General features: G+C 71.0%; 19 protein-coding genes. 15 read left to right on the top strand and 4 right to left on the bottom strand.

The genetic code is table 11. The annotated features are described in order from the left end of the window. Nucleotides 1-91: 91 nt before the first annotated feature. Together GY42_RS13070 and GY42_RS13065 are read left to right on the top strand one after the other, a co-directional pair. On the top strand, nucleotides 92-658 hold the full coding sequence (locus GY42_RS13070) for a sigma-70 family RNA polymerase sigma factor (RefSeq protein ID WP_046529664.1): 567 nt from the start codon (nucleotides 92-94) through the stop codon (nucleotides 656-658). Next, nucleotides 648-2,075, top strand: a complete 1,428-nt coding sequence (locus GY42_RS13065; RefSeq protein WP_046529663.1) for a hypothetical protein — start codon at nucleotides 648-650, stop codon at nucleotides 2,073-2,075. The genes GY42_RS13070 and GY42_RS13065 overlap by 11 nt, the downstream gene beginning before the upstream one ends. A 397-nt stretch (nucleotides 2,076-2,472) precedes the next feature. Here GY42_RS13065 and GY42_RS13060 read toward each other — a convergent pair whose 3' ends face one another. Together GY42_RS13060 and GY42_RS13055 are read right to left on the bottom strand one after the other, a co-directional pair. Then, nucleotides 2,473-3,567, bottom strand: a complete 1,095-nt coding sequence (locus tag GY42_RS13060; RefSeq protein ID WP_046529662.1) for an inositol-3-phosphate synthase — start codon at nucleotides 3,565-3,567, stop codon at nucleotides 2,473-2,475. Next, a complete protein-coding gene (locus GY42_RS13055) occupies nucleotides 3,564-4,202 on the bottom strand; it encodes a PadR family transcriptional regulator (RefSeq protein ID WP_046529661.1) in 639 nt (212 codons plus the stop codon). The genes GY42_RS13060 and GY42_RS13055 overlap by 4 nt, the downstream gene beginning before the upstream one ends. A 328-nt stretch (nucleotides 4,203-4,530) precedes the next feature. On the opposite strand from GY42_RS13055, the gene GY42_RS13050 reads away from it, so the two are divergent. The 7 genes from GY42_RS13050 to GY42_RS13020 all read left to right on the top strand — a co-directional run bounded on the left by GY42_RS13050 (nucleotide 4,531) and on the right by GY42_RS13020 (nucleotide 9,777). After that, complete coding sequence (locus tag GY42_RS13050) at nucleotides 4,531-6,981, top strand: transglycosylase domain-containing protein (protein WP_046529660.1); 2,451 nt, start codon at nucleotides 4,531-4,533, stop codon at nucleotides 6,979-6,981. A gap of 215 nt (nucleotides 6,982-7,196) precedes the next feature. Continuing rightward, entirely contained in the window at nucleotides 7,197-7,490 is a 294-nt protein-coding gene (rpsF, locus tag GY42_RS13045; RefSeq protein WP_046529659.1) for a 30S ribosomal protein S6, read from the top strand. Between the two features lie 94 nt (nucleotides 7,491-7,584). Next, nucleotides 7,585-8,118 (top strand): single-stranded DNA-binding protein, encoded by a 534-nt coding sequence (locus GY42_RS13040; RefSeq protein ID WP_046529658.1) that lies wholly within the window; start codon nucleotides 7,585-7,587, stop codon nucleotides 8,116-8,118. A 74-nt stretch (nucleotides 8,119-8,192) separates the two neighbouring features. Continuing rightward, nucleotides 8,193-8,429: a 30S ribosomal protein S18 gene (gene rpsR, locus GY42_RS13035; protein ID WP_013118893.1), complete on the top strand. Its 237-nt coding sequence runs from the start codon at nucleotides 8,193-8,195 to the stop codon at nucleotides 8,427-8,429. A 14-nt stretch (nucleotides 8,430-8,443) separates the two neighbouring features. Beyond that, complete coding sequence (gene rplI, locus GY42_RS13030) at nucleotides 8,444-8,893, top strand: 50S ribosomal protein L9 (protein ID WP_046529657.1); 450 nt, start codon at nucleotides 8,444-8,446, stop codon at nucleotides 8,891-8,893. Between the two features lie 246 nt (nucleotides 8,894-9,139). After that, a complete protein-coding gene (locus tag GY42_RS13025; protein ID WP_046529656.1) occupies nucleotides 9,140-9,415 on the top strand; it encodes a hypothetical protein in 276 nt (91 codons plus the stop codon). Next, the gene (locus tag GY42_RS13020; protein WP_046529655.1) at nucleotides 9,412-9,777 is read left to right on the top strand and encodes a hypothetical protein; all 366 of its coding nucleotides are present in this window, start codon (nucleotides 9,412-9,414) and stop codon (nucleotides 9,775-9,777) included. Before GY42_RS13025 ends, GY42_RS13020 begins: the two co-directional genes overlap by 4 nt. A gap of 20 nt (nucleotides 9,778-9,797) precedes the next feature. Here GY42_RS13020 and GY42_RS13015 read toward each other — a convergent pair whose 3' ends face one another. Beyond that, nucleotides 9,798-11,150, bottom strand: a complete 1,353-nt coding sequence (locus GY42_RS13015) for an MATE family efflux transporter (protein WP_046529654.1) — start codon at nucleotides 11,148-11,150, stop codon at nucleotides 9,798-9,800. A gap of 347 nt (nucleotides 11,151-11,497) precedes the next feature. On the opposite strand from GY42_RS13015, the gene dnaB reads away from it, so the two are divergent. From dnaB to GY42_RS18775, 5 genes are all read left to right on the top strand, one after another. Further along, complete coding sequence (dnaB, locus tag GY42_RS13010; protein WP_082131745.1) at nucleotides 11,498-14,086, top strand: replicative DNA helicase; 2,589 nt, start codon at nucleotides 11,498-11,500, stop codon at nucleotides 14,084-14,086. A 478-nt stretch (nucleotides 14,087-14,564) separates the two neighbouring features. Continuing rightward, the gene (locus GY42_RS19475) at nucleotides 14,565-14,717 is read left to right on the top strand and encodes a hypothetical protein (RefSeq protein WP_160309420.1); all 153 of its coding nucleotides are present in this window, start codon (nucleotides 14,565-14,567) and stop codon (nucleotides 14,715-14,717) included. Between the two features lie 280 nt (nucleotides 14,718-14,997). Next, on the top strand, nucleotides 14,998-16,392 hold the full coding sequence (locus tag GY42_RS13005; protein WP_152667321.1) for a hypothetical protein: 1,395 nt from the start codon (nucleotides 14,998-15,000) through the stop codon (nucleotides 16,390-16,392). Between the two features lie 3 nt (nucleotides 16,393-16,395). Next, on the top strand, nucleotides 16,396-18,282 hold the full coding sequence (locus GY42_RS13000; protein ID WP_052748386.1) for a DEAD/DEAH box helicase: 1,887 nt from the start codon (nucleotides 16,396-16,398) through the stop codon (nucleotides 18,280-18,282). Further along, nucleotides 18,279-19,016 (top strand): DUF3883 domain-containing protein, encoded by a 738-nt coding sequence (locus GY42_RS18775; protein ID WP_082131542.1) that lies wholly within the window; start codon nucleotides 18,279-18,281, stop codon nucleotides 19,014-19,016. The genes GY42_RS13000 and GY42_RS18775 overlap by 4 nt, the downstream gene beginning before the upstream one ends. Here the strand turns inward: GY42_RS18775 and GY42_RS12995 are convergent. After that, entirely contained in the window at nucleotides 18,979-20,715 is a 1,737-nt protein-coding gene (locus GY42_RS12995; protein WP_046529652.1) for a methyltransferase, read from the bottom strand. The two genes, GY42_RS18775 and GY42_RS12995, sit on opposite strands and share 38 nt — an antisense overlap. A gap of 1,757 nt (nucleotides 20,716-22,472) precedes the next feature. Here GY42_RS12995 and GY42_RS12980 point away from each other — a divergent pair. Beyond that, entirely contained in the window at nucleotides 22,473-24,068 is a 1,596-nt protein-coding gene (locus GY42_RS12980) for a TROVE domain-containing protein (protein WP_046529649.1), read from the top strand. The last annotated feature ends 302 nt before the right edge of the window (nucleotides 24,069-24,370 follow it).

Below are 24,370 nucleotides of genomic sequence, written 5' to 3'. Positions count from 1 at the left end.
TGCCGCACAACCTGGCGCGGACCTGCGTCGTTGTGGTGGCGACAGGATGGTCCGGGACCGATGCGAGGGCGGCGACGATGGTGAGGACGACGTGAGCCGGGACGGGGCAGCGATGCTCGACCGGCTCGTGGCGGAGCGGTACGGCGGGCTCGTCGCGTACGCGACGGTGCTGACGGGGGACCGGCACGAGGCGCAGGACGTCCTGCACGACGCGCTGGTCTCGACGTTCTCGGCGCGCGCGTCGTTCGGGTCGGTGCCGCAGGCCGAGGCGTACGTGCGCCGCGCCGTCGCGTCACGGTTCGTGGACCGTGCGCGCCGGCGGGGCCGCGAGCGGGCCGCGGTCGCGCGGCTCGCGGGCCGCGAGGCGGTCAGCACCGAGCTGCGGTCGGACCTGCTGGACGCCGACGTGGCCGCCGCGCTCGCGGCGCTGCCGCCGCAGCAGCGCGCCTGCGTCGTGCTGCGGCACCTGGACGACCTGTCCGTGCGGGACACCGCCCGCCTGCTCGGCATCAGCGAGGGCGCGGTCAAGCGCTACGTGTCCGACGCGGTCGCGACGCTCGACGCGGCGCTGGGCACGACCACCACGGGCGGCGAGCGGCTGCCCGTCACGCTCGTCGACTCGACCCGCGACACCCCGGAGGTGCGCCGTGAGCGGTGACCTGAGCGCGCGGCTCGACGCCGCGCTGCGTCGTCAGGAGCAGCACGAGGAGGGCACCCGGCCGGACGCCGCGACCCTCGCGGACCTGCACGCCCGCGTGGCGCGCGCCCGGCGCGGACGCGCCGTGTCGTACGCCGCGGTCGCCGCGGCGGCGGCCGGGCTCCTGGGGGTGGCCGGGTGGTTCGGCCTGCACCGGGCGCCCGCCCCGCAGCCCGCCCACACCCCGACGCCGACGTCCACGGCGACGCCGTCGCCGACGCCCTCGCCGAGCGGGGACGCCGCACCGACGGCCGACCCACCGGCACCGCTCGTGCCGGTGTCGCTGCTCGGACTGCCTCCCATGTACGAGGCGCCCGAGGGGATCCTCGACCGCACCGGACCGGGATGGTTCGTCGTCGCCTACGCCGCGCCGTCCGCCGCGGACGGGGCCGACGCCACGACCCTCGCCCTCAGCGCCCCCACCGGCGAGCTCTACCACCTGGTCGACGTCGACGCAGGGCTCCACCTCAGCCGCTGGTCCGACGCCGGCGTGCTGCGGGCCGTGCGCTGGGGCGACGACGGGCCTTCCCGCGTCGTCACGGTCGATCTGCTGACCGGCCGGGTCACGGCCGACGACCGTGTACCGCCGGAGGCGTCGTGGGTGGGCGCGTCCGGTGACGACGAGGTCTGGATGACGACGTCCGACGAGTCGACGACGCTGCACGTCGTCCCGCCCACCGGGCGCGCGCGCGAGGTCGCCGTGGGATCGAGCGGCCAGAGCGCGTGGCTCAGCCCCGACGGGCGCCGATCCGTCGCAGCGCCGGGCTTCGGTCCCGCCGTGCATGTGGTCGACCTGGCGACCGGTGCCGGCGTCGACCTCGACGTCCCCGCGGGGCAGACGTGCAGCGTGGCGGGATGGCTCGACGCCGACGGGCTCCTCGCGACCTGCGCCGACCCCGTCCCGCCCGGCGGGGAGGGCGAGCGCGACCTGCAGTACCTCGACCACCGTCGGGGTCAGGTGGTGCGCCTCGACGCCGCCGGAGGTGCGCCCCAGCCGTTGCAGCAGCTCACCGGGGACGGTGTCGCGCCCTGGATCGGGCACCCGCTGGCGTCGGGTGGTCTCGTCGCGACGTCGCTTCCGCTGCTCTCCGGCTCGGGGGCGTGCTTCGACGTCTGCTACGACGGTGCGTACGTGTGGGAGGGCGCGTCCGTGTCGCCTCTCGCGGCCGACGTCGGCGCCGACCAGCAGATCTGCAGCGTGGAACCCGGCGGGGACGGCGTGCTGCTCCGCACCAACGGGCTCTGCTACGAGGCCGCGGGCGGGTTCACGTGGTGGACGGTCGACCCGGCCACCGGGGCGACGCGGCTCGTCGCCCGCGCCGTCGAGGGCGCACCCGACCCGGGCGTGCGCGGCCTCGTCGAGCGCGCCGCGCCCTGAGCCTGCCGCGAGCGTGCGGGGTTGCCGTCGTCACGCGACGGCGACCCCGCACGCTCGACGCGTCACGCCGCACCTGCGCGGTGCACCACGCCGTCCGCGGCGGCTCAGCGCCGCGGCGAGCGGGGACGCGATCGCGCAGGGCGACGTGACCACGTGCCACCACCGGCGACCCGCGCGAGTCTGTGGACGACACGACAAAGGTGTGCGGGTCGCCGCCGCTGGACGACGGCTACCCGCACACCTCGTGTCTCGGATCAGGCCTGACGCCGCGCGCCGGGCCGGCACCCTCCGCTGCGCTCCGGCTCAGCGCTCGACCCCGTGGTCGCGCTGAGCCTGCGCTCTGCGGGCACCGGCCTGACGCTGCGCGCCGGGCCGGCACCCTCCGCTGCGCTCCGGCTCAGCGCTCGACCTCGCCGCGGATGAACGCCTCGAGCTGCGCCCGGCCCTTCGTGTCCTCCATCTGCACCGGCGGGGACTTCATGAAGTACGTCGACGCCGACAGGATCGGGCCGCCGACGCCGCGGTCCTTCGCGATCTTCGCGGCGCGGACGGCGTCGATGATGATGCCCGCCGAGTTGGGGGAGTCCCACACCTCGAGCTTGTACTCGAGGTTCAGGGGCACCTCGCCGAACGCGCGGCCCTCGAGGCGCACGTACGCCCACTTGCGGTCGTCGAGCCACGCGACGTAGTCCGACGGGCCGATGTGGACGTTGCGGTCGTCCTTCTTGCCGGACAGCGGGCCGTCCTCGAGGTTCGACGTGACGGCCTGCGTCTTCGAGATCTTCTTCGACTCCAGACGCTCGCGCTCGAGCATGTTCTTGAAGTCCATGTTGCCGCCGACGTTCAGCTGGTACGTGCGGTCCAGGATGACGCCGCGGTCCTCGAAGAGGCGCGCGAGCACGCGGTGCGTGATGGTCGCACCGACCTGCGACTTGATGTCGTCGCCGACGATCGGGACACCGGCGGCCTCGAACTTGGCGGCCCACTCGGGGTCCGACGCGATGAAGACGGGCAGCGCGTTGACGAACGCGACGCCCGCGTCGATGGCGCACTGCGCGTAGAACTTCGCGGCGGCCTCCGACCCGACGGGCAGGTAGCAGACGAGCACGTCGACCTGCTGGTCCTTGAGGGTCTGCACGACGTCGACCGGCTCGGCGTCCGACTCCTCGATGGTCTGGGAGTAGTACTTGCCCAGGCCGTCGAGCGTGAGGCCGCGCTGCACCGTGACGCCCAGCGGCGGGACGTCGGAGATCTTGATGGTGTTGTTCTCGGAGTTGAAGATCGCCTCCGACAGGTCGAAGCCGACCTTCTTGGCGTCCACGTCGAACGCGGCGACGAACTCGAGGTCGCGCACGTGGTAGTCGCCGAACTGGACGTGCATGAGGCCGGGGACCTTGCCCGCCGGGTCGGCGTCCCGGTAGTAGTGCACGCCCTGGACAAGCGACGCGGCGCAGTTGCCGACGCCGACGATGGCGACGCGGATGGAGGTCATCCTCGCTCCTTCTCGATTCGCGCCTCGGATGAGCCCTCGGCGTCGTCTGCAGCGGCGGCCGGTCGGCCACCGCCCTCGGGGCGAGCGCGACGGACGCCGCGCTCGTTGTCGATGAGGTCGTCCAGCCAGCGGACCTCGCGCTCGACCTGCTCGAGGCCGTGGCGCTGGAGCTCGAGCGTGTACTCGTCCATGCGCTCGCGGGTCCGGGCGAACGACTGACGGAACGTCTCGAGCCGCTCGGTCAGCCGGGAACGGCGACCTTCGAGGATGCGCAGCCGCGTCTCGGCGTCCGTCTGGCCGAAGAACGCGAAGCGCACGTCGAAGTTCTCGTCCTCCCAGGCCGCCGGCCCGGACGTCGAGAGCACCTGCTGCAGGTGCTCCTTGCCGTCGGCGGTCAGCTCGTACACGATCCGTGCGCGCTTGCTGGCGACCGTGCGGTCGCCGGGCGAGTCCGTGCCGGCGATCAGCCCGCGGTCCACGAGCCCCTTGAGGCACGGGTACAGCGAGCCGTACGACAGCGCACGGAACGAGCCGAGCACGAGGTTGAGGCGCTTGCGCAGCTCGTACCCGTGCATGGGCGACCCGGCGAGCAGCCCGAGGATCGCCGGCTCGAGCACGTCGGAACGTCCGCGCACCTGGCCTCCTCGTGCCGTCGGGGACCGGGACCGGGCGGTCGCCCGATCTCGATGTATCAACTCGATACATCCGGAGAATATGTCGCGCGCGTGCCCGACGACAACAGGGCGCCCGCCCCACCGTGTGCGCGGCCGCGCCGGATCGCGTCGCGACGGGGTGCCGATCGTGTGAAGTCCCGCCCAGAACGGGACGTCCCGGGCGCCCTGCGCGAGCCACCGCCCAAGTCGGTCGTCCATACTGACGTCGGCAGCGCCCCCACCGACGCGCCCCCACGCGGGCCGCGGCGGAGCGTCCGCCAGCACCGTCGTCGGCACGAGAGGTCCCCCGTTGGCAGGCAGCACACGCCGTGCGGCGCCCACGCGCGCACCCCGCGGCACGCGTCGCGCGTCGACCCGGGCGACCCCGCCGGAGAAGCGGAAGTTCTGGAACTACCCCCGCCGCGAGCACCGTGGCGTGCGTCGCTGGCTCCCGTCGTGGCGGGTCGTCCTCGGCACGTTCATCGGCGGGATCTTCCTGCTGCTCGGTGCCGGTGCGGCGGCGTTCGCGTTCATCAACCCGCCAGACGCGCTCGCCGAGGTCCAGTTCCAGACCACCACCGTGTACTTCGCGGGGGCCGAGCCCGGTCAGCCGGGCGAGGTCATGGGGACGTTCGCGAAGCAGAAGCGCGAGATCGTCGAGTACTCGACGCTGCCCGAGTACGTCGGCCAGGCGGTCGCGGCCGGCGAGGACAAGACGTTCTTCACCAACCGGGGCGTGTCGATCACCGGCATGGCCCGCGCCTTCATCAACAACGTCCAGGGCAAGCCGACGCAGGGCGGGTCGACGCTGACCCAGCAGTACGTCGAGCGGTACTACCAGAACACCACCAAGGACTACTGGGGCAAGGCGAAGGAGGCGATCCTCGCCGTCAAGCTGTCCCAGAGCGAGTCCAAGGAACAGATCATGGGCCGCTACCTCAACACGATCTACTTCGGTCGTGACTCCTACGGGATCGAGGCGGCGTCCAAGTCGTACTTCGGCAAGCCCGCGGCCGAGATGTCGGTCTCCGAGGCGGCCCTGCTCGCGGCGCTGATCCCGTCGCCCAACAACTGGGACCCGGCCGTGAGCCCGGAGAAGTCGCAGCAGCGCTGGGGCATCGTCCTCGACTCGATGGTCGACTCCGGCTGGCTCAGCGCGAGCGACCGCGCCGCGCAGGTCTTCCCGACGACGATCGAGTACGTCAAGTCCGAGACGTACCGCGGCCCGAACGGGTACCTGCTCGAGATGGTCGAGAACGAGCTGCTCGCGACCAACCTGTGGACCTCGGGCGAGCTGCGCACCAAGGGCCTGAAGATCGTCACGACGGTCGACCAGTCGGTGCAGCAGGCCGCGGTCGAGTCGGCCGAGGGGCTGCGCTCCGGCGCGCTCTCGGACGGCGCCGTGCCCAACGAGCGGCTGCGTGTCTCGGTCGTCTCGGTCGACCCCGCCACGGGCGGTATCGTCGCGCTCTACGGCGGCCCCGACTACCTCGCGGACCAGAAGAACACCGCGACGTTCGACAAGGTCCAGGCCGGGTCGACGTTCAAGCCGTTCGCGCTGGTCGCCGGGCTGCAGGAGGGCATCGGCCTGTCGACGAGGTTCGACGGCAACTCGCCGCAGCGCTTCCCCGAGTGGGAGGGCGGTACCAAGGACGTCCGCAACTTCGGCCGCGGCAACGGTCAGAGCTTCGGCCAGATCGACCTGGTCAAGGCGACCGCGGACTCGGTGAACACCGTGTACGCGGCGCTCAACATCAAGGTCGGCCCCGAGAACACCGCGCGCGTCGCCACCGAGGCGGGCATCACGACGCCGCTGACGAGCGTGCCCTCGAACGTCCTGGGCTCCGACCTCGTCCACCCGCTCGACATGACGGGCGCGTACGCGACGTTCGCGGCGCAGGGCGTGCAGCGGACGCCGCACATCCTCCAGGTCGTCGAGAACAACGACGGGACCGTCGCCTGGCAGCCCGACACGGCCGGCCGGCCGGTCTTCGCGGCGGACGTCATGGCGGACGCCACCTACGCGATGACCCAGGTCGTCGAGCAGGGCTCGGGCAAGGCGCAGATCGCGCGCCTCGGCCGCCCGATCGCGGGCAAGACGGGTACCTCGACCGACAACAAGTCGGCGTGGTTCATCGGCTACGTCCCGCAGCTCGCGACGGCGGTCGCGCTGTCCCAGCAGGCGCAGGACGGCCGCGGACTCGACTCGATCGAGGCCTGGGGCGACTACAGCCAGATCACCGGGTCGTCGTACCCCGCCGTGCTGTGGGCCGACTACATGGGCAAGGTCTTCGCGAACCCCAGGTTCGCCCAGGTCGAGAACTTCCCGCCGCGCGCGAACGTGGGCGGCAGGCCGACGCCGACCGCCACCGCGACCGAGGAGCCGACCGAGGCGCCGCCCGAGGAGCCCGAGGAGCCTGCCCAGGTGCAGGTGCCCGGCGGCCTCGTGGGTCGCACCGAGGCCGACGCCACGGGCGTGCTGCAGGGTGCGGGGCTCGTGGCGAGCGTGCGCTCCGAGCAGTCGGCGTCCGTCCCCGCGGGGCGCGTCATCCGCGCCGAACCCGGTGAGGGGTCGACGGTCGACTCGGGCGCCACCGTCACGCTCATCGTGTCGTCGGGAGCCCCGTCCCCGTCGCCGACCCCCGCACCGACGCAGCCGCCACCCGCGCCGACCGAGGAGCCGCCGCCGGGTGACGGCGGCGGTGCCGGGGGCGGTGGCGGCCAGGCCGGTGCGGTGCCGCTGCCCACGCAACGTCCCTGACGCCGCCGCGCCGCGGCCGACCCGACCGCCCGACCGCTCGGTCGGGGGATTCGGTCGCGGGGTCGTGAGCGGGTAGTCTGGGCGATCGCCGTCCCTCGCGGACGGTTCGTCGTGCCTGCACCCCTGACGCCTCGTCGGTGGTGCGTCACGGCGAGACGCACGAGAACCCTCCTGTCACGGACCGACCGTGACCGCGAAGACCAGAGGAGGTGGGTATGAGCCTGCGTCAGTACGAGATCATGATCATCCTCGACCCCGAGATCGAGGAGCGCACCGTCGCCCCGTCGCTCGACAAGTACCTGTCGGTCGTCAAGACCGACGGTGGCACGGTCGACAAGGTGGACGTCTGGGGCCGTCGTCGCCTCGCGTACGACATCAAGAAGAAGGCCGAGGGCATCTACGCCGTCGTCGACTTCACCGCGGAGCCCGCGACCGCCAAGGAGCTGGACCGTCAGCTCGGCCTCAACGAGGTCGTCCTGCGCACGAAGGTCCTGCGCCGCGAGGCGTGATCCTGCCCGTGTGGGTGCCCGTCGCTAGCGTCGGGCGCCAGCACCCGCGGCACCACGCCGCAGCCGAACCGTACGAACGAGCGAGGAGGCCGTCATGGCCGGCGAGACCACCATCACGGTGATCGGGAACCTGACCGGGGACCCGGAGCTGCGCTTCACCCCGTCGGGCGCCGCGGTCGCGAACTTCACCGTCGCGTCCACGCCCCGCACGTTCGACCGCCAGTCCAACGAGTGGAAGGACGGCGAGACGCTGTTCCTCCGGTGCTCGATCTGGCGGGAGGCGGCCGAGTCCGTCGCCGAGTCCCTCACCAAGGGCACCCGCGTCATCGTGCAGGGCCGCCTCGTGCAGCGCTCGTACGAGACCCGCGAGGGCGAGAAGCGCACCGTGTACGAGCTGCAGGTCGACGAGGTCGGCCCGTCGCTGCGGTACGCGACCGCGAAGGTCACCAAGACCCAGCGGTCCGGCGGTGGCGGCTTCGGCGGTGGCGGCGGCGGTGGCAGCTACGGCGGTGGCGGCGGCTTCAGCGGCGGTGGCCAGTCCTCCGGTGGCGGCGGCCAGACCGACGACCCGTGGGCGACGCCCGCGGGCGGGTCCGGCGGCGGCTACTCCGACGAGCCCCCGTTCTGATCGGCGCCTCGCACACCTGATTCTCATCCCCGAGCACGGCAACGCTCGGGGCTCCACAGACAAGGAGCACCACGATGGCCAAGCCCGTCGTCCGCAAGCCCAAGAAGAAGCAGAACCCCCTCAAGGCCGCCAAGATCGAGACGGTCGACTACAAGGACACGGCTCTGCTCCGCAAGTTCATCTCCGACCGCGGCAAGATCCGCGCGCGTCGCGTGACCGGCGTCTCCGTCCAGGAGCAGCGCCAGATCGCCCGTGCGGTGAAGAACGCCCGCGAGATGGCCCTCCTGCCGTACTCGTCGTCGGCCCGCTGAGAAAGGACTGACCCATGGCGAAGATCATCCTGACCCACGAGGTCACCGGTCTCGGTGCCCCCGGCGACGTCGTCGAGGTGAAGGACGGGTACGCCCGTAACTACCTCGTCCCGCGCAACCTGGCCACGCCGTGGACCAAGGGTGCCGAGAAGGACGTCTCGGCGATCCGTCGTGCCCGCAAGGCGCGCGAGATCGCGACGCTCGACGACGCGAAGGCCGTGCGCGACTCGCTCCAGGCGAACGCCGTCACGGTGTCGGCCAAGGCCGGCGAGTCGGGCCGTCTGTTCGGTGCCGTCACCACGGCCGAGATCGCCGAGGCGATCAAGGCCGTCGGCGGCCCGTCGGTCGACAAGCGCAAGATCGAGGTCGCCCAGGCGATCAAGACGCTCGGCGAGTACGCGGTGCAGGTTCGTCTGCACCCCGAGGTCTCGGCCAAGGTGACCGTCAAGGTCGTCGCCGCCTGACCTGCTCCCACGCGAGCTCGCGAGGCCCCGTACCGCTCCGGCGGTGCGGGGCCTCGTCGTGTCCGGCGTCGGCGCCGGGGGCGTCCGTTCGTCCCGCACCTCGTCCGCCAGGCGCAGGGCCCGCGGTGCGTGCGCCGTCGTCTCCGCCTCCGGACGGAGCGGGAGGATCGGTCGCGGGACGGTGGGACGCGACCACCGTGCTGCCTAGGCTCGTCGCAGAGGTCAGGACGAACCAGGAGGCACGACATGAGCACGCAGAAGCGCACCACGGACGCGCAGGCCACGACCACGGCGGCCCCGACGCAGCAGGCCGCCGTCGGCGGGACGATGTTCGCGGTGGGTGCGCCGCTGCTCGCCCTCGGCGCGGTGTTCACGGCGCTGGGTCGCACGGTGCTCGGGCTCACGTTCCTGGCGGTGGGCGTCGTGCTGACTGCGGTGGCCGCGGGCTACCTGGGCACGTACGTGCGCCGCTCGCGCGCGGTGCAGGTCACGGGGAGCGTCACGGGTCAGGACGACCGGTGAGCGACACGCCGCGGAAGGGCGGCGGGACGTCGTCGAAGCGCGCGCAGAACGGGGCGTTCCTCGCGATCGGGGTGACGTTCTTCGTCCTCGGGATCACGCAGATGGCGGGCGACTCCGACGGCGGCGGCATCGCGTTCTTCACGATCGGCATCGTCTTCATGGCCATGTCGACGGGCTGGTTCTCGTCCCCGGGCGGGGACGAGAAGCGTGAGGACGCCGCCGGCGGCGCCGCGGCAGGTGCTGACGGCACCCGGGAGAGCGGCGACGACGCGGCGCACGATGCGGCGCACGACGGGGGACCGGGCGATGCGGGCGCGGGGGCCGGCGGTGACGGTGGCGACGGCGGTGGCGGAGGCGACTGAGGTCGCCCCGGGGCGGACGCTCAGGCGCCGACGACCATCCACCGGGTGCCGCGTGCGCGCAGCCCCGTGCTGATCGCGCGGGCGGCCATGAAGACCACCGCGAACGCGACCCACAGCCACGCGAGCCCGGCCGCGCCGGGCGGCGCCCACGCGTGCACCGCGAGGGCGGCGGGCACGTAGGCGACGAGCGTCGCGACACCCGCCCACGCGAGGAACGGGCCGTCGCCGGCGCCGATGAGCACGCCGTCGAGCACGAACACCCAGCCGGCCATGGGCAGCGCGACGGCTGCGACCACGAGCCCGACGACGGCGGCGCGCTGCACGTCGGGGTCGGGGGAGAAGACCCGCACGTACAGCGGAGCGAGCGCGCCGCCGAGCACGCCGAGCACAGCCCCGGCGCCGACGCCCCACTGCAGCGTGCGCCGCAGCAGGGCGCGCGTGCGGGCGACGTCGCGCGCACCGAGCGCGTGCCCCACGAGCGCCTGCGCGGCGATGGCGAGCGCGTCGAGCGCGAACGCCGTCAGGCCCCACACGGCGTTGACCACCTGGTGCCCGGCCAGCGCGGCGGCGCCGAGCCCGGTGGCGGTCCACACGGTCAGCAGGATGGCGAGACGCAGCGTCGCGGTGCGCACCAGCAGCGGGACGCCGGCGCGCGCGTTGGCCCAGATCCCGCCGGCGGCGGGCGTGAGCCGTGCCCCGGAGCCGCGCGCGCCGCGCACCACGACGACGACGAGCCACACGCCCATGCCGAGCTGCGCGATCGCGGTGCCGAGGCCCGACCCGGCGATCCCGAGCCCGGCGCCGTAGATGAGCGTCGCGTTGAGCGCGGCGTTGGCGACGGCGCCGGACGCGGCGACGACGAGGGGTGTGCGGGTGTCCTGCAGGCCGCGCAGCGCGCCCGTGGCCGCGAGGACGAGCAGCATGCCCGGCAGGCCGGGGACGGACCACCGCAGGTACGTGACGGCCTGCACGGCGACCTCGCCGCGCGCGCCGAGCGCCGCGAGCACCCACGGCGCGGTGACCCACGCGAGCCCGGCGAGCAGGACCCCGAGGCCGAGCGCGAGCCACATGCCGTCGACGCCGGTCTGCAGCGCACCCTGCCGGTCGCCCGCTCCGAGGCGCCGGGCGACCGCGGCGGTCGTGGCGTACGCGAGGAAGACGCACAGGCCGATGACGGTCACGAGGACGGTCGACGCGAGCGCGAGCCCGGCGAGCGCGTCGGTGCCGAGGTGGCCGACCATCGCCGAGTCGACGAGCACGAACAGCGGCTCCGCGACGAGGGCGCCGAGGGCGGGGACGGCGAGCGCGAGGATCTGCCGGTCGACGCCGGGCGGGCGCGGCGCGGGGGTCGAGGGGTCGTCGTGGGCGTCCACGGGGCGGCTCAGGCGTCCACCTGGTGAACGTGGGTCGAAGAGTTGTCGCTCCACAGCACGTGCACAGCGTATGCGCCGGTCGCGGCGGGTGGACGGAGCTCTCACCCGCTCTGTCCACAGGTGTGTCCCCAGCCTGTGCACACAGGCGTGAAGGGACTGTCCACAGGCTGTCCACCGGTCTGTGCACACACCCGTTTGGGTCCCCGACGGCCGGGGCCTAACCTCGCGAGGACAGGTCCGGTACCGGCTGCGTCGCCCGCCGTGCGGGGCGCGTCCGCGGGGACTGTCGGTGGGTCCCGGTAGGACAGGTGTCCGTCGGGTGCGGGCGAGCTGGAGTGGGTGACGGGTTGACCATCGAGGACCTCGAGTACGGCGCGCCGCCGGACAGCGGGAACCGGGGCGGCGGCGGGTTCGACCGCACGCCGCCGCAGGACCTCGACGCCGAGCGGTCGGTGCTCGGCGGCATGATGATCAGCAAGGACGCGATCGCCGACGTCATCGAGCAGGTGCGTGGCACGGACTTCTACCGCCCCGCGCACGAGGCGATCTACGACGCGATCATCGACCTGTACGGCCGCGGCGAGCCCGCCGACGCCATCACGGTGTCGGACGAGCTGACGAAGCGCGGCGACATCGCGCGCATCGGCGGCGCGGCGTACCTGCACACGCTCATCGCGTCGGTCCCCACGGCGGCGAACGCGGGCTTCTACGCGCGGATCGTGCGCGAGCGGTCGATCCTGCGCAAGCTCGTCGAGGCGGGCACGCGCATCGTGCAGCTCGGGTACGCGACCGACGGCGGCGACGTCGACGAGCTCGTCAACAACGCGCAGGCCGAGGTCTACGCCGTCACCGAGCGTCGCGCGTCCGAGGACTACCTGCCGCTGTCGGAGATCATCGGCGGCACGGTCGACGAGATCGAGGCCGCGGGGCACCGCGGCGAGGGCATGATCGGCGTACCGACCGGGTTCTCCGACCTGGACCGCCTGACGAACGGCCTGCACCCCGGCCAGATGATCGTCATCGCGGCCCGTCCGGCCATCGGCAAGGCGCTCGCGCTCGACACGCCGCTCCCCACGCCGACCGGGTGGACGACGATGGGCCAGGTGCAGGTCGGCGACCAGCTGATCGCCGCCGACGGGACGATCACGCGCGTCGTCGCCGCGACCGACGTCATGGTCGACCGGCCCTGCTACCGCGTGACGTTCGACGACGGCTCGATGATCGTCGCCGACGCGCAGCACCAGTGGGTCACGCGGACCAGAGCCGAGCGGCGCATCGGCGCCGACGGTGCCGTGCGGACCACCGAGGAGCTCGCGGCGACGGTGCGGTGCGCCACGGCCGACGCCCGTGCGAACCACTCGGTCGCCACGGCTGCACCGCTGTCCCTGCCGGATCGCGACCTGCTGGTCGACCCGTACCTGCTGGGCGTGTGGCTGGGCGACGGGCACAGCGCGTCCGCCCGATTCACGAGCGCGGACCCCGAGATCGCCATGCGGCTCGAAGGGCGCGGCTTCGAGGTCCGCGCGGCGCACCACGAGGGTCAGGCCGACCTCTACACGGTGCGGATCCCCCACCAGGAGGTCGTGCCGCGGGCCTGCGAGGTCTGCGGAACCACGTTCGTCCCGGCGCGCTCGCAGGTGCGGACCTGCGGCCGTTCGTGCGGCGGCAAGGTCAAGACGCTCTCCGGCCCCGTGCCGGTACCGACGTGCCCGGACTGCGGCGTCCCGACGAGTGGGCTGCTGCGCTGCCAGGGCTGCCACGACCGGCTGGGGACCGTCCAGGGTCGGTTGCGCACGATCGGCGTCCTGTCGAACAAGCACATCCCCGCCGAGTACCTGCGGGCGAGCGAGGCGCAGCGTCGTGAGCTGCTCGCCGGCCTGCTCGACACGGACGGCACGGTGAACCCCACGGGGTCCGTGCAGTTCGCTGTCACCGACGCGCGTCTGGCGCGGGACGTGCGCGAGCTCGTGCACTCGCTCGGGTACCGCACGGGGTGGTCGCTGAAGCAGGTCCGCGGCCGTTCCGCCGCGTCGTCGACCTGCTTCACGATCACCTTCACCACCGATGACGACGTGTTCGCGCTGGAGCGCAAGAAGCTGGTCCACAAGGAGCGGCGGCGCCGGTCCACCGAGCGGCTGCGGCAGAGGTTCGTCGTCTCCGTCGAGCCGATCGCGCCGGTGCCCGTGCGCTGCGTCCAGATCTCGCATGCGTCTCACCTCTACCTCGCCGGCGAGGCGATGATCCCGACGCACAACTCCACCGTCGGCATCGACATCGTCCGGTCGGCCGCGATCAAGCACGACATGGCCGCCGTCGTGTTCTCGCTCGAGATGAGCCGCAACGAGATCACGATGCGTCTGCTGTCCGCCGAGGCGCGCGTGCACCTGCAGAAGCTGCGCACCGGGCAGATGGGCGAGGAGGACTGGGCGAAGATCGCCGCGACGATGGGCCGCATCAGCGAGGCGCCGCTGTTCATCGACGACTCGCCGAACATGTCGCTCATGGAGATCCGCGCCAAGTGCCGGCGTCTCAAGCAGCGCCACGACCTCAAGCTCGTCGTCATCGACTACCTCCAGCTCATGACGTCGGGCAAGCGCGTCGAGTCCCGTCAGCAGGAGGTCTCGGAGTTCTCGCGTGCGCTCAAGCTGCTCGCCAAGGAGCTCGAGGTCCCCGTCATCGCGATCTCGCAGCTGAACCGTGGGCCTGAGCAGCGGACGGACAAGCGGCCCGCGATGAGCGACCTTCGCGAAAGTGGCAGCATCGAGCAAGATGCTGACATGGTCATTCTTTTGCACCGTGAGGATGCGTACGAAAAGGAATCACCGCGAGCGGGGGAAGCTGACCTCATCGTCGCCAAGCACCGTAACGGCCCCACCGACACCATCACCGTCGCGTTCCAGGGGCATTACTCGCGGTTCGTGGACATGCAGATGTAGGTGCTGCTGAGGCCGAGGTCCGCGACTTTCGAGATGCAGGATTCATTGACTAAATGGCATCGATAGTCTGACTACGCCCACGCCCGCCATGAGCGATTTCGTGGGTGCCTCAGGGCGAACTTGTAGCCCAACTGTCGGGACGTTGTGGGACTGATGTAGCAGCGTGACTGCGCCCCCGCCTCGGCGTCAGCCGCTGCCTCGAACCGCTGACCCTGGACGACTGCGGTGGGTGTCATCGTCAGCTTTACTCGGTGCCGTCGCTCACTTGGCGGCCGCTGGATGCCGATGCACGCTCGGAAACTATTTCGGAGCGGAAGAGCATGACATGCGTCTGGGGCCGGTGTTCGCTGTCGGTGTGTTGGTGGTAGTCGGCATCACAGGATGCGGAGCGGAGAAGGCTCCGCGACGGCCAGCAGCAGGCGCTCATGTACGCGCTCGCGAAGCGTGCATAGCCGTGGATACCGCCGACGAGGTCCCGATGACCCGCGACGACGCGCTCGACGTCGTCGGGGCGTTCGTCCGACACAACCCCGTCGTCGTCACGTTCCCGCCCAGACTGCTGAGCGAGGCGTTCGAGGTGCTGTCGACCTCCGGCCAGGGCGACGTGAAGGTTCACACCAGGGGCCCCTGACGACCGGTCGCCTCCGGGGTGCGCGGGGCCGCTTATAGTCCTTTGCAATCCACTTCGGGAACGACCGCGCGTCGGGGCCGCTTCGCAGCCCGAATCTTGAGAGGCCCGTTCGGGTGAATGTGCGTCGTCCGCTTCTGCCGGCGCGCCAGCTGCCAAGCCCGAAGCCGTTCGCGATCAGCGGCTTAACCCGCTGACCTACGGGCTCGCGTCAGTGCTCCCCGGTAGTGTTCCGGTAGGTCGCAGAGAGGGGAGTCCAAGAGCCATGACCGACGCATCACGCGTGCAGCAGATCACCGCCGCACTCACCGCCTACCACGGTGGCCCGCCCGGGGTGAGGCCAACACTCAGCCCACCGATCCGCGGTGGTGCGGTGCTGGAGGTCGTCGAGCTTCCGCTTAATGTTCCCGTTCTCAACCCGGATAGCTTCCGGATCGCGCCACGCCTAGCCGACCACCCGGACCGTGAGCTCGTTGAGCGAGACCCGTTCTCGCGGCGCGCCCAGACGATCGTGTCTGACCTCGTCCGGGCCTCGCATCGCCAGGTGGAGGCTCTCAAGGAGAGCCTCGTCGACGAAGGGCAGGACACCCCCGGCGTCATCACTCGCAAGGGCAAGTTGGTGAACGCCAACACGCGCTGCGTGCTCCTTCGTGAGTTGGTGGATGAAGGTCGACTCCCTGCGCACACCACCATCAAGGTGGCGGTGCTCCCCGTCGACATCACGACGAGCGAGGAGTTGCAGCTGGAGAGCGTGCTCCAGAAACAGCGCGAGTACAAGGACGAGTACAACCTCGTCAGCGAGCTCATGATGATCGAGAAGCTTCACGAGGGCGCGCAGATGTCCGACGCCCAGATCGCAAAGAGTCTGCGGGTCACCGGCGGTCCGTCGCGCGTCAGGGCGTTGCGCCGCGTCTTGCTGCTCATGGAGCGCACGCGGATGCTTCCCAGCCCTCCCCTTCCTCTTTCGTACTTCGTCTCCGAGCGAGACCAGACTCAGAACTGGCTGGAACTGCTCAAGGAGGTTGACCGGATCGACAGCGAGTCGGGCCGTGGGGCCGGCGACGCGCACATCATGCGGTGGCTGACGGCGGTGGCAGTGGGCCTCGACTCGGTCCATAAGCTGCGGCCTGCGCAGGGAGCCTGGATCGAGGAGCTCGCGGTCGGCGTCCTGGCCGAGAGCGGTGCGGCTGGTTCCGCTCTTGCGTCGGCCGTCACCGTCGAGCTGGCCGCGCCTGAGGGCGCCGACACGTTGCCAGGTCTCGACTTGCTCGGCGAGGATCTGGGCGATCCGAAAAGTGGTGACGAGCAGACTGTTCGGCAGCTGATGAACGTGACCTTGGCGGCGTCGCTCTCCGACGGTGGGTCGGTTGAGCTTCCGGGTGGATCGACGCTCTCCGCGTCCGACGTACTCGAGTCCGTGGAGGCCGCAGTGAAGGGGTCGCTGGCAACCCTCAAGCGGAGGCAGACGGACGCCAACGCCCTCAATCGTCCGACCGCGTCGCTGGCGAAGGCACAGCAGTACCTGAGTGATGCGCTCGACGCGCTCGAAGACGTGATCGACCTCGCCGAGTTCGAGCCCTATCGCCAGGCGCTCGCCGCCGCCGCCGAGCAGGCGACAGAGACGTTGGAGCTCATCCTCTCGACGGCAGGTGTCGACGACGACGCGGCCGTGAGCTGACCGATGCCGACGGTCAGGGCCACTCTCGCGCGCTCGCCTGTCCGGATCATGCTGGAGGGCGTCGGCGTCCCGCCAGCAGCTTGGTCCGAGATTGCCGCTCGACTCTCGGAGCAACGAGCGACCTACGGCGATCCGCTGCCAGTGTTGCCTGACGCATTCTTCCAATCGCGCCGGGTCCTCCAGGGCATTCTCAGTGCGCATCGACTTACGTTCGAGGCCGATGCGGACGTCCAGGACCTGCTCAGATCAGCCAACGCAGACGAGCAGGCCCTCCGGGCGGCGTTCGGGGAGACGGCAGCGCCTGAGAGCCTCGACCCTGCCCTGCTCGCAACGGCTGATCCTCACGTCATGCGCAAGCTTCGGCCGTTCCAGCTGCGGGACCTAGCACGCCTCCTGACACTTAGGCACGGGGCCAACTTCTCCGTGCCAGGCGCCGGCAAGACGACGGTCACGCTGTCGCTGCACGCACTGCTGCGGGCACGTGGTGACGTCGGTCGGATGATCGTCGTCGCGCCGCTCTCAGCGTTTGACGCATGGGAAGAGGACGCGGCCGCCGTTCTGGAACCCCCGCTTACTGTCACGCGGTATCGACAGGGCCGTGTGGCGGACGCAGACGTGATCCTCGTCAACTACCAACGCCTCGCCTCGGCCGTCCCACTCCTGACGTCCGTCATGCTTCGCGACAGGGTGCACCTGGTCGTCGACGAAGCCCACCGATCCAAGCGCGGACCGGCAGGTGAGTGGGGACGGGCGATCGGACACCTCGCACCGCTCGCCTCCCGCAGAGATATTTTGACGGGCACGCCCGCACCGAATCATCCGCGGGACCTGGTCGCGCTGCTCGATGTCGTGTGGCCGGACAAGCGCGCTTCGAGTCGACTCCCCTCGGCCGCCCTCCGCGCCCGTCCGACTTCGACGGCGATGTCGCAGGTGAACGAGGCCATCCATCCGCTCTTCGTACGGACAACAAAGTCACAACTCGACCTGCCCCCCGTTCAGCTTCGCGTACTGCCCGTCGACATGGGACCGCTCCAAGCTGACATCTACGCCGCGATGCTTAGGCGGTACGCAGGGATGTTCGACCTGGATGCTCGCGACGCTGCGGCACTCGGCCGCATGGGCGACGTGGCCATGCATCTGCTACAGGCCGCGAGTAGCCCTCGACTGCTGCGGACGACCGGCGAGGGCGCGCGGGCCTACACGTATCCGGCGATCGCGATTCCCGCCGGGTCCCGGCTCGCGGCGCTCGTCGAGTCTTACTCAGAGCACGAGATGCCAGCAAAGATCGCGGCGGCGTGCCGACTCGTGCTCCAGAACGCCGAGCTCGGACGAAAGACTCTGCTGTGGTCGAACTTCCCCGACAACCTGCTCGACCTGGAGCAGCAACTGGCCGCGCTGCAGCCGGCGCTCGTCTACGGAGCGATCCCGAGTGCTGACGGCTCTGAGACGGGCGTGAGGACGCGTGAGGGGGAGGTTGAGCGCTTCCGGAACGACCCTGCGTGCATGGTTCTGCTCGCCAACCCGGCAGCGATGTCCGAGGGCATCAGCCTGCACAGGGTGTGCCACGACGCGATCTACGTCGAGCGGACGTTCAACGCCGGGCAGTACCTCCAGTCGCTGGACCGAATCCATCGGCTGGGCCTGGAGCAAGACGACGAGACCCGGGTCACGCTCCTCGTCAGCCGGGGCACGATCGATGAGCGAGTCGGTCGACGAGTCGAGGAGAAGACGCGCGCCCTTGCAGCAATGCTCGCCGACCCTGGCCTCGCGCAAATGGCGCTGCCGGACGACGAGGACCCAGGGCTCCTCCTTGACGACGCCCGCGACCTGGTCGAAGTGCTAGATCATCTCCGAAGCGGTGGCCGGGCCGAGGCGGACCGCGGCTCGTGACCCCCTGGACCGCGCACCAGGTGCGTGCCGCGCTGCGTGTCGCTCGCCTGCTCGATCCGAACCCCACCGGCCGATCGGACCTCGAGGCGGCGTTTGTTGCGGCGGCTACGCAGGGTGAGCATTCACTTGACGACCTTCGTCGTGCCGAGTCGTTGCTGGCTGCGGCAGAACTCGTGCAGGAGGGAACGCCTGTCCCAGCCCTCAGAGCTGTCGTGTCGCTGACCGATCCTGAAGCTGAGGTGGGACTCCGTCGTCTGCTCGCCTCGGCCGCCCGCGCAGCTTCCGCTCACGCGCGGGCGGAGTCAGGTGCCCGCGGCGAGGAGTTTGTGGTCGAGGCGTGCGTCGCTGAACTACGAGCGCTGCAGCGCCACGACCTCGCCGTGCACGTCCAGCGCGTCAGTCTCGTCAGCGACTCGTACGGCTATGACGTTGCGGCACCCAAGGTCGCGTCCGAGGCGCGGCTACTCGAGGTCAAGACGGCGGCGTCAACCGGCGGTGGCATCTTTCCGTTCTTCCTCAGCCGACATGAGTACGACACGGGTCGACGGCTTTCGACACAGTGGTCGCTCGTTGGCTGCACTGGAGGCGTCGGCGGAGAGCTCGCGCTTCTCGGCTGGTGTCGAGCAGCGACCTTGGCTCCGTACCTACCCCAAGACCACAACGGTCGATGGACGGAATGCGCGGTGAAACTTCCGCTCAGCGCGCTCTTGCCGGGTCTGCCGCCGCCTGTCTGACTGTCCCGTTAATCACGCTGAGGGGCACTTCGATCGCGGCCAACGCTCGAGGCTCGATCTTGCGCAGGTTGTCACCCTGGTGACGAGCGCCTGCCGTGATCGCCGCCTGCCCGCTCGCACGCAGCCAATTCAGAACCCGAGTTCGGACCGGCTGCTCGACCAGCGGGTACCAAGTCAGTCCGTACATGTTGTTGGTGATCGCCGCACAGCACGCGTTCTCGATTACGGCGAACGAGCCCTTCGACATCGAGCCGATGATGACGTCGGGGCGCACGAGATCGTGGTGCAGGTCGTACCAGCCCGCGGTGCGTCTCCTGCAGAGGAGCCGGTCGGCGTAGCCCTGCGACTTCCCGGACTCGATAAGGTCACGAAGCACCGGATCGGACTCGACGGCGCTCTCGGTGGCTAGCAGAAGCCATCGACGGCTCCCCTTGAGCGAAGCGTCGAAAGTCGCCTCGTCCAGGACGTCGCCTACACCGCCTGGATGGCGGAGCAGGCGCACACAGTGCTTCTTGATCGGCTCCGCGTCCTCGTCGACTAGCGTGAAGAAGTCGTTCGCACCGGTGGCCGTCCCTCGGCGCACCGTCGCCAGCGTGCTGAGCGGGACGGCATCGTCGCTCGCTTCGGGATCGGCGGTGTGTCCCTCCAACTCTCGACGCCAATTCTCCGGTGCTTCACCGGAGCGGTCTAGCTCACGCCAGTCCTCGAACGGCTCCGAACCAACAAAGAATCCGGGCCGGCGGCCTTCCCGGCCGACTATGAGCATAACGGCGTCGACCTGCGCTTCACGAAAGAGTCCTGACTCGAAGAGTCCAAGCTCGACGCGCCGCTCTCGCATCGCCCAGAGGCGCGCGCGGAGCGTCTCGGCGTATCGCGCTTCGAGCCATTGCGCGGGAAGCAACAGACAGAGTCCGTCGTCAGGCCCGAGCCGCGCGATCGATACCGCAGTCATTACCGCCGACAAGTTCGCCTGTCGATTGAGCATGCCGTCGGTCGCGTCGAGCAGTGAGTCTCGCTCGGCAGACGTGAGCAGGTTGGCGCGGGTGTAAGGGGGGTTCCCAAGGATCAGCTTCGGGCCACTGAGCTGTGGCCACTCCTGCTCGATCCACTGCACGAAGTCTTGGCGAATGAGCCGGACACGGTCGCTTCCTGGCGCGTGATCTCCGTCGGATCCGGCGGAGAGCCGGACGGCCAGTAGGCCGAGCGTCACGGGGTTGACGTCGACAGCATGTACGGCGGCTCCCTGCCATCGCTTTGCGGCGGCCGCCGTGAAGATGCCGACGCCCGCACCCACGTCAACGATGTGCGCGGGAGGCGGCTGCGTCATAGTCCATCGCGCGAGCATCGCGTGCACTTCACGCTCGGCCGAGAAGAACGTGCCGAGTCTCCGTCGGTTGCTGCTTCGCACGAGCCCCGCGTAGAGCCCGGCAAGAACCGCGTCGGGCTCCTTCTTCAGTGCCGCGCTGAGCTCGGCGACGGCATCGGCGGGCACGCCATCGTTGCCCGTCATCCACTCCTGCACATCAGACGGCAGATCGCTCCGGTCCTCGTCATCGAGCAGGGCTCCCGCGAGCTGCCCTAGCCCTCGAAGGCTTCGTCGCTCACCCTTCGTCGCTCCCGGGACCCACGCCTCGGGGATGGGCTCACTCTCGACGCGCGACAGCCACTCGTGAGTAAGTGGCAGGTCGTCGCTCGACACCGGCCGATTCTCCTACACGGCACCGACAAAGACCGAACGGCGACGGTCGCTACGCAGGCCGAGCGCCGCCCAGTCCGGTAGCCCGCCGCACGAGCGGGGGTGGCGTCGAGGCCGGGCGGGAGGCGAAGTGTCGGCGAACTCGATGCACTTGCAAGCGCTCGTGCGAGGCACCGGGCTCGCCAGTTCGCCGGCGTACGCGCTGGTCGGCGAGGCGCCAGAGCTTCCAGCCGTGCGCATCCGGACGGCGTCGGGGTACTCCAGACACAGCAGCGTCGAGACGACCGCTTCGACGTCCTCGCCGACGAGCCGGGTCCACTCCACGCGCGACATGACTCGATCATGCCGTCAGCACCGCGGAACATGTGGCCGCGCGCCGCAGTGAGGGTAGGGCCCTGCGGACATAGGTGTGCTGAGGGTCTGAGCACGCCCCGAGGGCGGGTGATCTGGACACCGGCGCTGGCCAACCGTCGTCAGTCGTCGATCTGGAAGTAGGCCTGCTGTACACGCAGGACGTGTCCAGCAGGCTCGAGCTCCTCGTGCAGCCGGAGGACGTCGCGATATCTCCACTTCGCCTGGAGCGCCTTCATCTCACCGGCCTCCCGGGGTTTTGTCAGGCTTAGGCAGGGTACATCCGCCGCTGAACACAGCCCGCCGGGGCCCGTCGGGGCCAGCGAGTCGCGGTCGACGCCGACCTCGCGCGCGAGAGCCGTAGAATTCATCGGGCAGCGCGAGCAGGGCAGACTGATCCATAGCCATCGTGCGATGTGTCCTTCCGTGATTTACCTAGTCCGGTCTCGCTGACCATCGCACGATGGCCTTCTACGTCGAGGTCGCGACGCTCAGGTCCGAGGAACTACACCACCACCGGGGACGTCACCGGGCTGAGTCGGAGCACTCCATAGCCGGGATCGTCCTCGCCGCGATCAGGACGCATGCTGCACTCCCTTGTCCCAGCTGGTCCGCGGGGAGACGCCGCACACTACGAGGACGAGCACTGCGAAGACGGCAGCTGCGACGGCCAAACCACACGCCTGACGGCGTAATCGAGGATTGAACGACACCATGCCCAGCGGGCCGGTCGGTCAAAGTAGCCCGCCTGCAGCCGTTGAATCTGTCCCGCATCTCGACAGCGACGTCGGTGGACACGCCCTGGTGCGTCGGCCCAAGCAGCGAACGGCGTGCCGTCCCCGACGGGGCGGCGGCGCGCCGTCGGCCATCCCACGTCGGCCTGGGCTCGGTGCGCCGTGGCACGGTCACCCGGCCGGGTGGCGCCCCCGAATAATCCCTTCTGGTCCCGGTGTGTAGACCCCTACAGTCCTCGACGACAACAGCACACGGAAAGACTCGGGTGGGCCGGCGACCGTCGGTTACCACTGTGGATGGCCAGGTCGCGGGTTCGAGTCCCGCCGTCATCTCTGATGACGTAGCTCAGACGGTAGAGCAGGACTCCGGCGTCATCACACGCCCACCCGAGCCTCCCCGGAGCGGGCCGAGGTGTCTTCGGTTACCTGGTGATGGCAGTGCGGGTTCGAGTCCCGACCCCTCGGGGTGCTGCCCGGCGGCGTCAGCCGCCGTACCGGAGCCACGACCGCACGCCCGCTCCACCCACGTCGGGGCGGTGGCGGGCCGGAGCGCATCGGTTCTCTCTCTCCCCGTGGACGCCCTCGTGAGGGGGGCACCCCGGTTCGCCGGGGATCCACCCGGTGCGCACGACACGCCCGCCACCGCCTCGGCGACCGACCGAGAGGACATGACCGATGGACGTGCTGCGCACGCTCGGGCTGCAGCGCACGCCGCAGAGCGAGCGCGCCGACACCCGCCAGGAGCAGAACGCCGCCGGTGGCTACGCGTTCGTGCTCGACGACGTCGCCCGGCTGCGGCGCTTCCTGACCCTCGGCGTGGACGGCGGCACCTACTACGCCGCACCGCGCGAGCTGGCGCGGGAGAACGCCGAGGTCGTCGGGCGGATGGCCCACGAGGACCCCGAGACGCTGGTCAGCACCATCGTCGACGTGTCCGTGCGTGGCGCCGCCCCGCGCCAGAACCCCGCGCTGTTCGCCCTGGCGTACGCCGCGTCGGTGCCGGAGTCGGCACCGCTCGCGCTCGCGGCGCTGCCGGCCGTGGCCCGGACCGGGACGCACCTGTTCCTGTTCGCGGGCTACGTCGAGCAGTTCCGCGGCTGGGGTAGGGGTCTGCGCCGCGCGGTCGCTGGCTGGTACACGTCCAAGGACGCCGACGCGCTCGCGTACCAGGCGGTCAAGTACCGCCAGCGTGAGGGCTGGTCGCACCGTGACCTGCTGCGCCTGGCGCACCCGACGACGGCCTCGCCGGAGCTGCGGGCGACGTTCGACTGGATCGTCCGTGGTGCGGTCGGTGACGCGACGCCCACGCTCGTGGAGGGCTTCGTGGCGGCGCAGGCCGCCACGGACACCGCGACGTGGGTCGACCTGGTCCGGCGGCACCGGCTGTCGTGGGAGATGCTCCCCGACGCGGCGCTGGGCGAGGTCGCGGTCTGGGACGCGCTGCTCGACGTCGGCGTGCCGCAGACGGCGCTGATGCGTCAGCTGCCCCGGCTCACGCGGCTCGGCGTGCTCCCGGACCTCGGCGGCCGGACCGACGAGGTCGTCGCCCAGCTGGTCGACCCCGACCGGCTGCGGTCGGCGCGCGTCCACCCGGTCAGCGTGCTCGTGGCGCAGCGGACGTATGCCTCCGGTCGGTCGGCCCGTGGTGCGGGCGAGTGGACGCCGACCCGGAAGGTGACGGACGCCCTCGACGCCGCGTTCTCCGCGGCGTTCGGTGCCGTCGAGCCCTCCGGGAAGCGCACGCTGCTCGCGGTCGACGTCTCGGGCTCGATGGGCGACACGATCTCGGGCATGCCGATCACGGCACGCGAGGCGTCGGCCGCGCTGGCCCTGGTGCAGCTCGCGACCGAGCCGGCGGCCACCGCCGTCGGCTTCACGACGGGCCAGGGCGGCGGGTGGCACGGCAGCGCGCTGCGGCCGCTCGCGATCTCGCCGCGGCAGCGGCTCGACGACGCCCTGCGCGTGGTCGACGCGATGCCGTTCTCCGGCACGGACTGCGCGCTGCCGATGGTGTGGGCGACCGAGCAGGGCGCCGAGGTCGACACGTTCGTGGTCTACACGGACAACGAGACCTGGGCCGGCGACGTGCACCCGCACCAGGCGCTCGCCGAGTACCGGCGGCGGTCGGGGATCGACGCGCGGCTCGTGGTCGTCGGCATGACGGCGACGGGCTTCTCGATCGCCGACCCGTCCGACGCGGGGATGCTGGACGTCGTCGGCTTCGACGGCGCGGTGCCCTCGCTGATCACGGAGTTCGCGCGTGGCCTCTAGGGGCTCACGCGGGCCCGACGTGCCGGCCGGGGGCGGTCCCGATCACGGGGCCGCCCCGCGGTCCGTCCCGGCCCGACCGGCGCCGGCGCGGTCCGCGGGCGCACGGTCGGCACCCGACTCGTCCCCAGGAGCACGACCAGCACCCGCACCGGCGGAGGCACCCCGGCAGACGCCCCGTCGGGGCACCTCGGACCCCCGGGCCGCCCGCGCCCGCGAGCTCCACCGCAAGGCCGCCGAGGCGGACGAGGTCGCCGCGCGGTACCGCCAGGAGCGCGACCGCCTCGTGCTCCAGCTCCGCGCCG

Source organism: Cellulomonas sp. FA1, assembly GCF_000986825.1.
GTDB classification, from domain to species: domain Bacteria; phylum Actinomycetota; class Actinomycetes; order Actinomycetales; family Cellulomonadaceae; genus Cellulomonas; species Cellulomonas iranensis.
The sequence above is the reverse complement of the archived record's forward strand: the minus strand, read 5'-3'. Positions and strand labels throughout refer to the sequence as shown.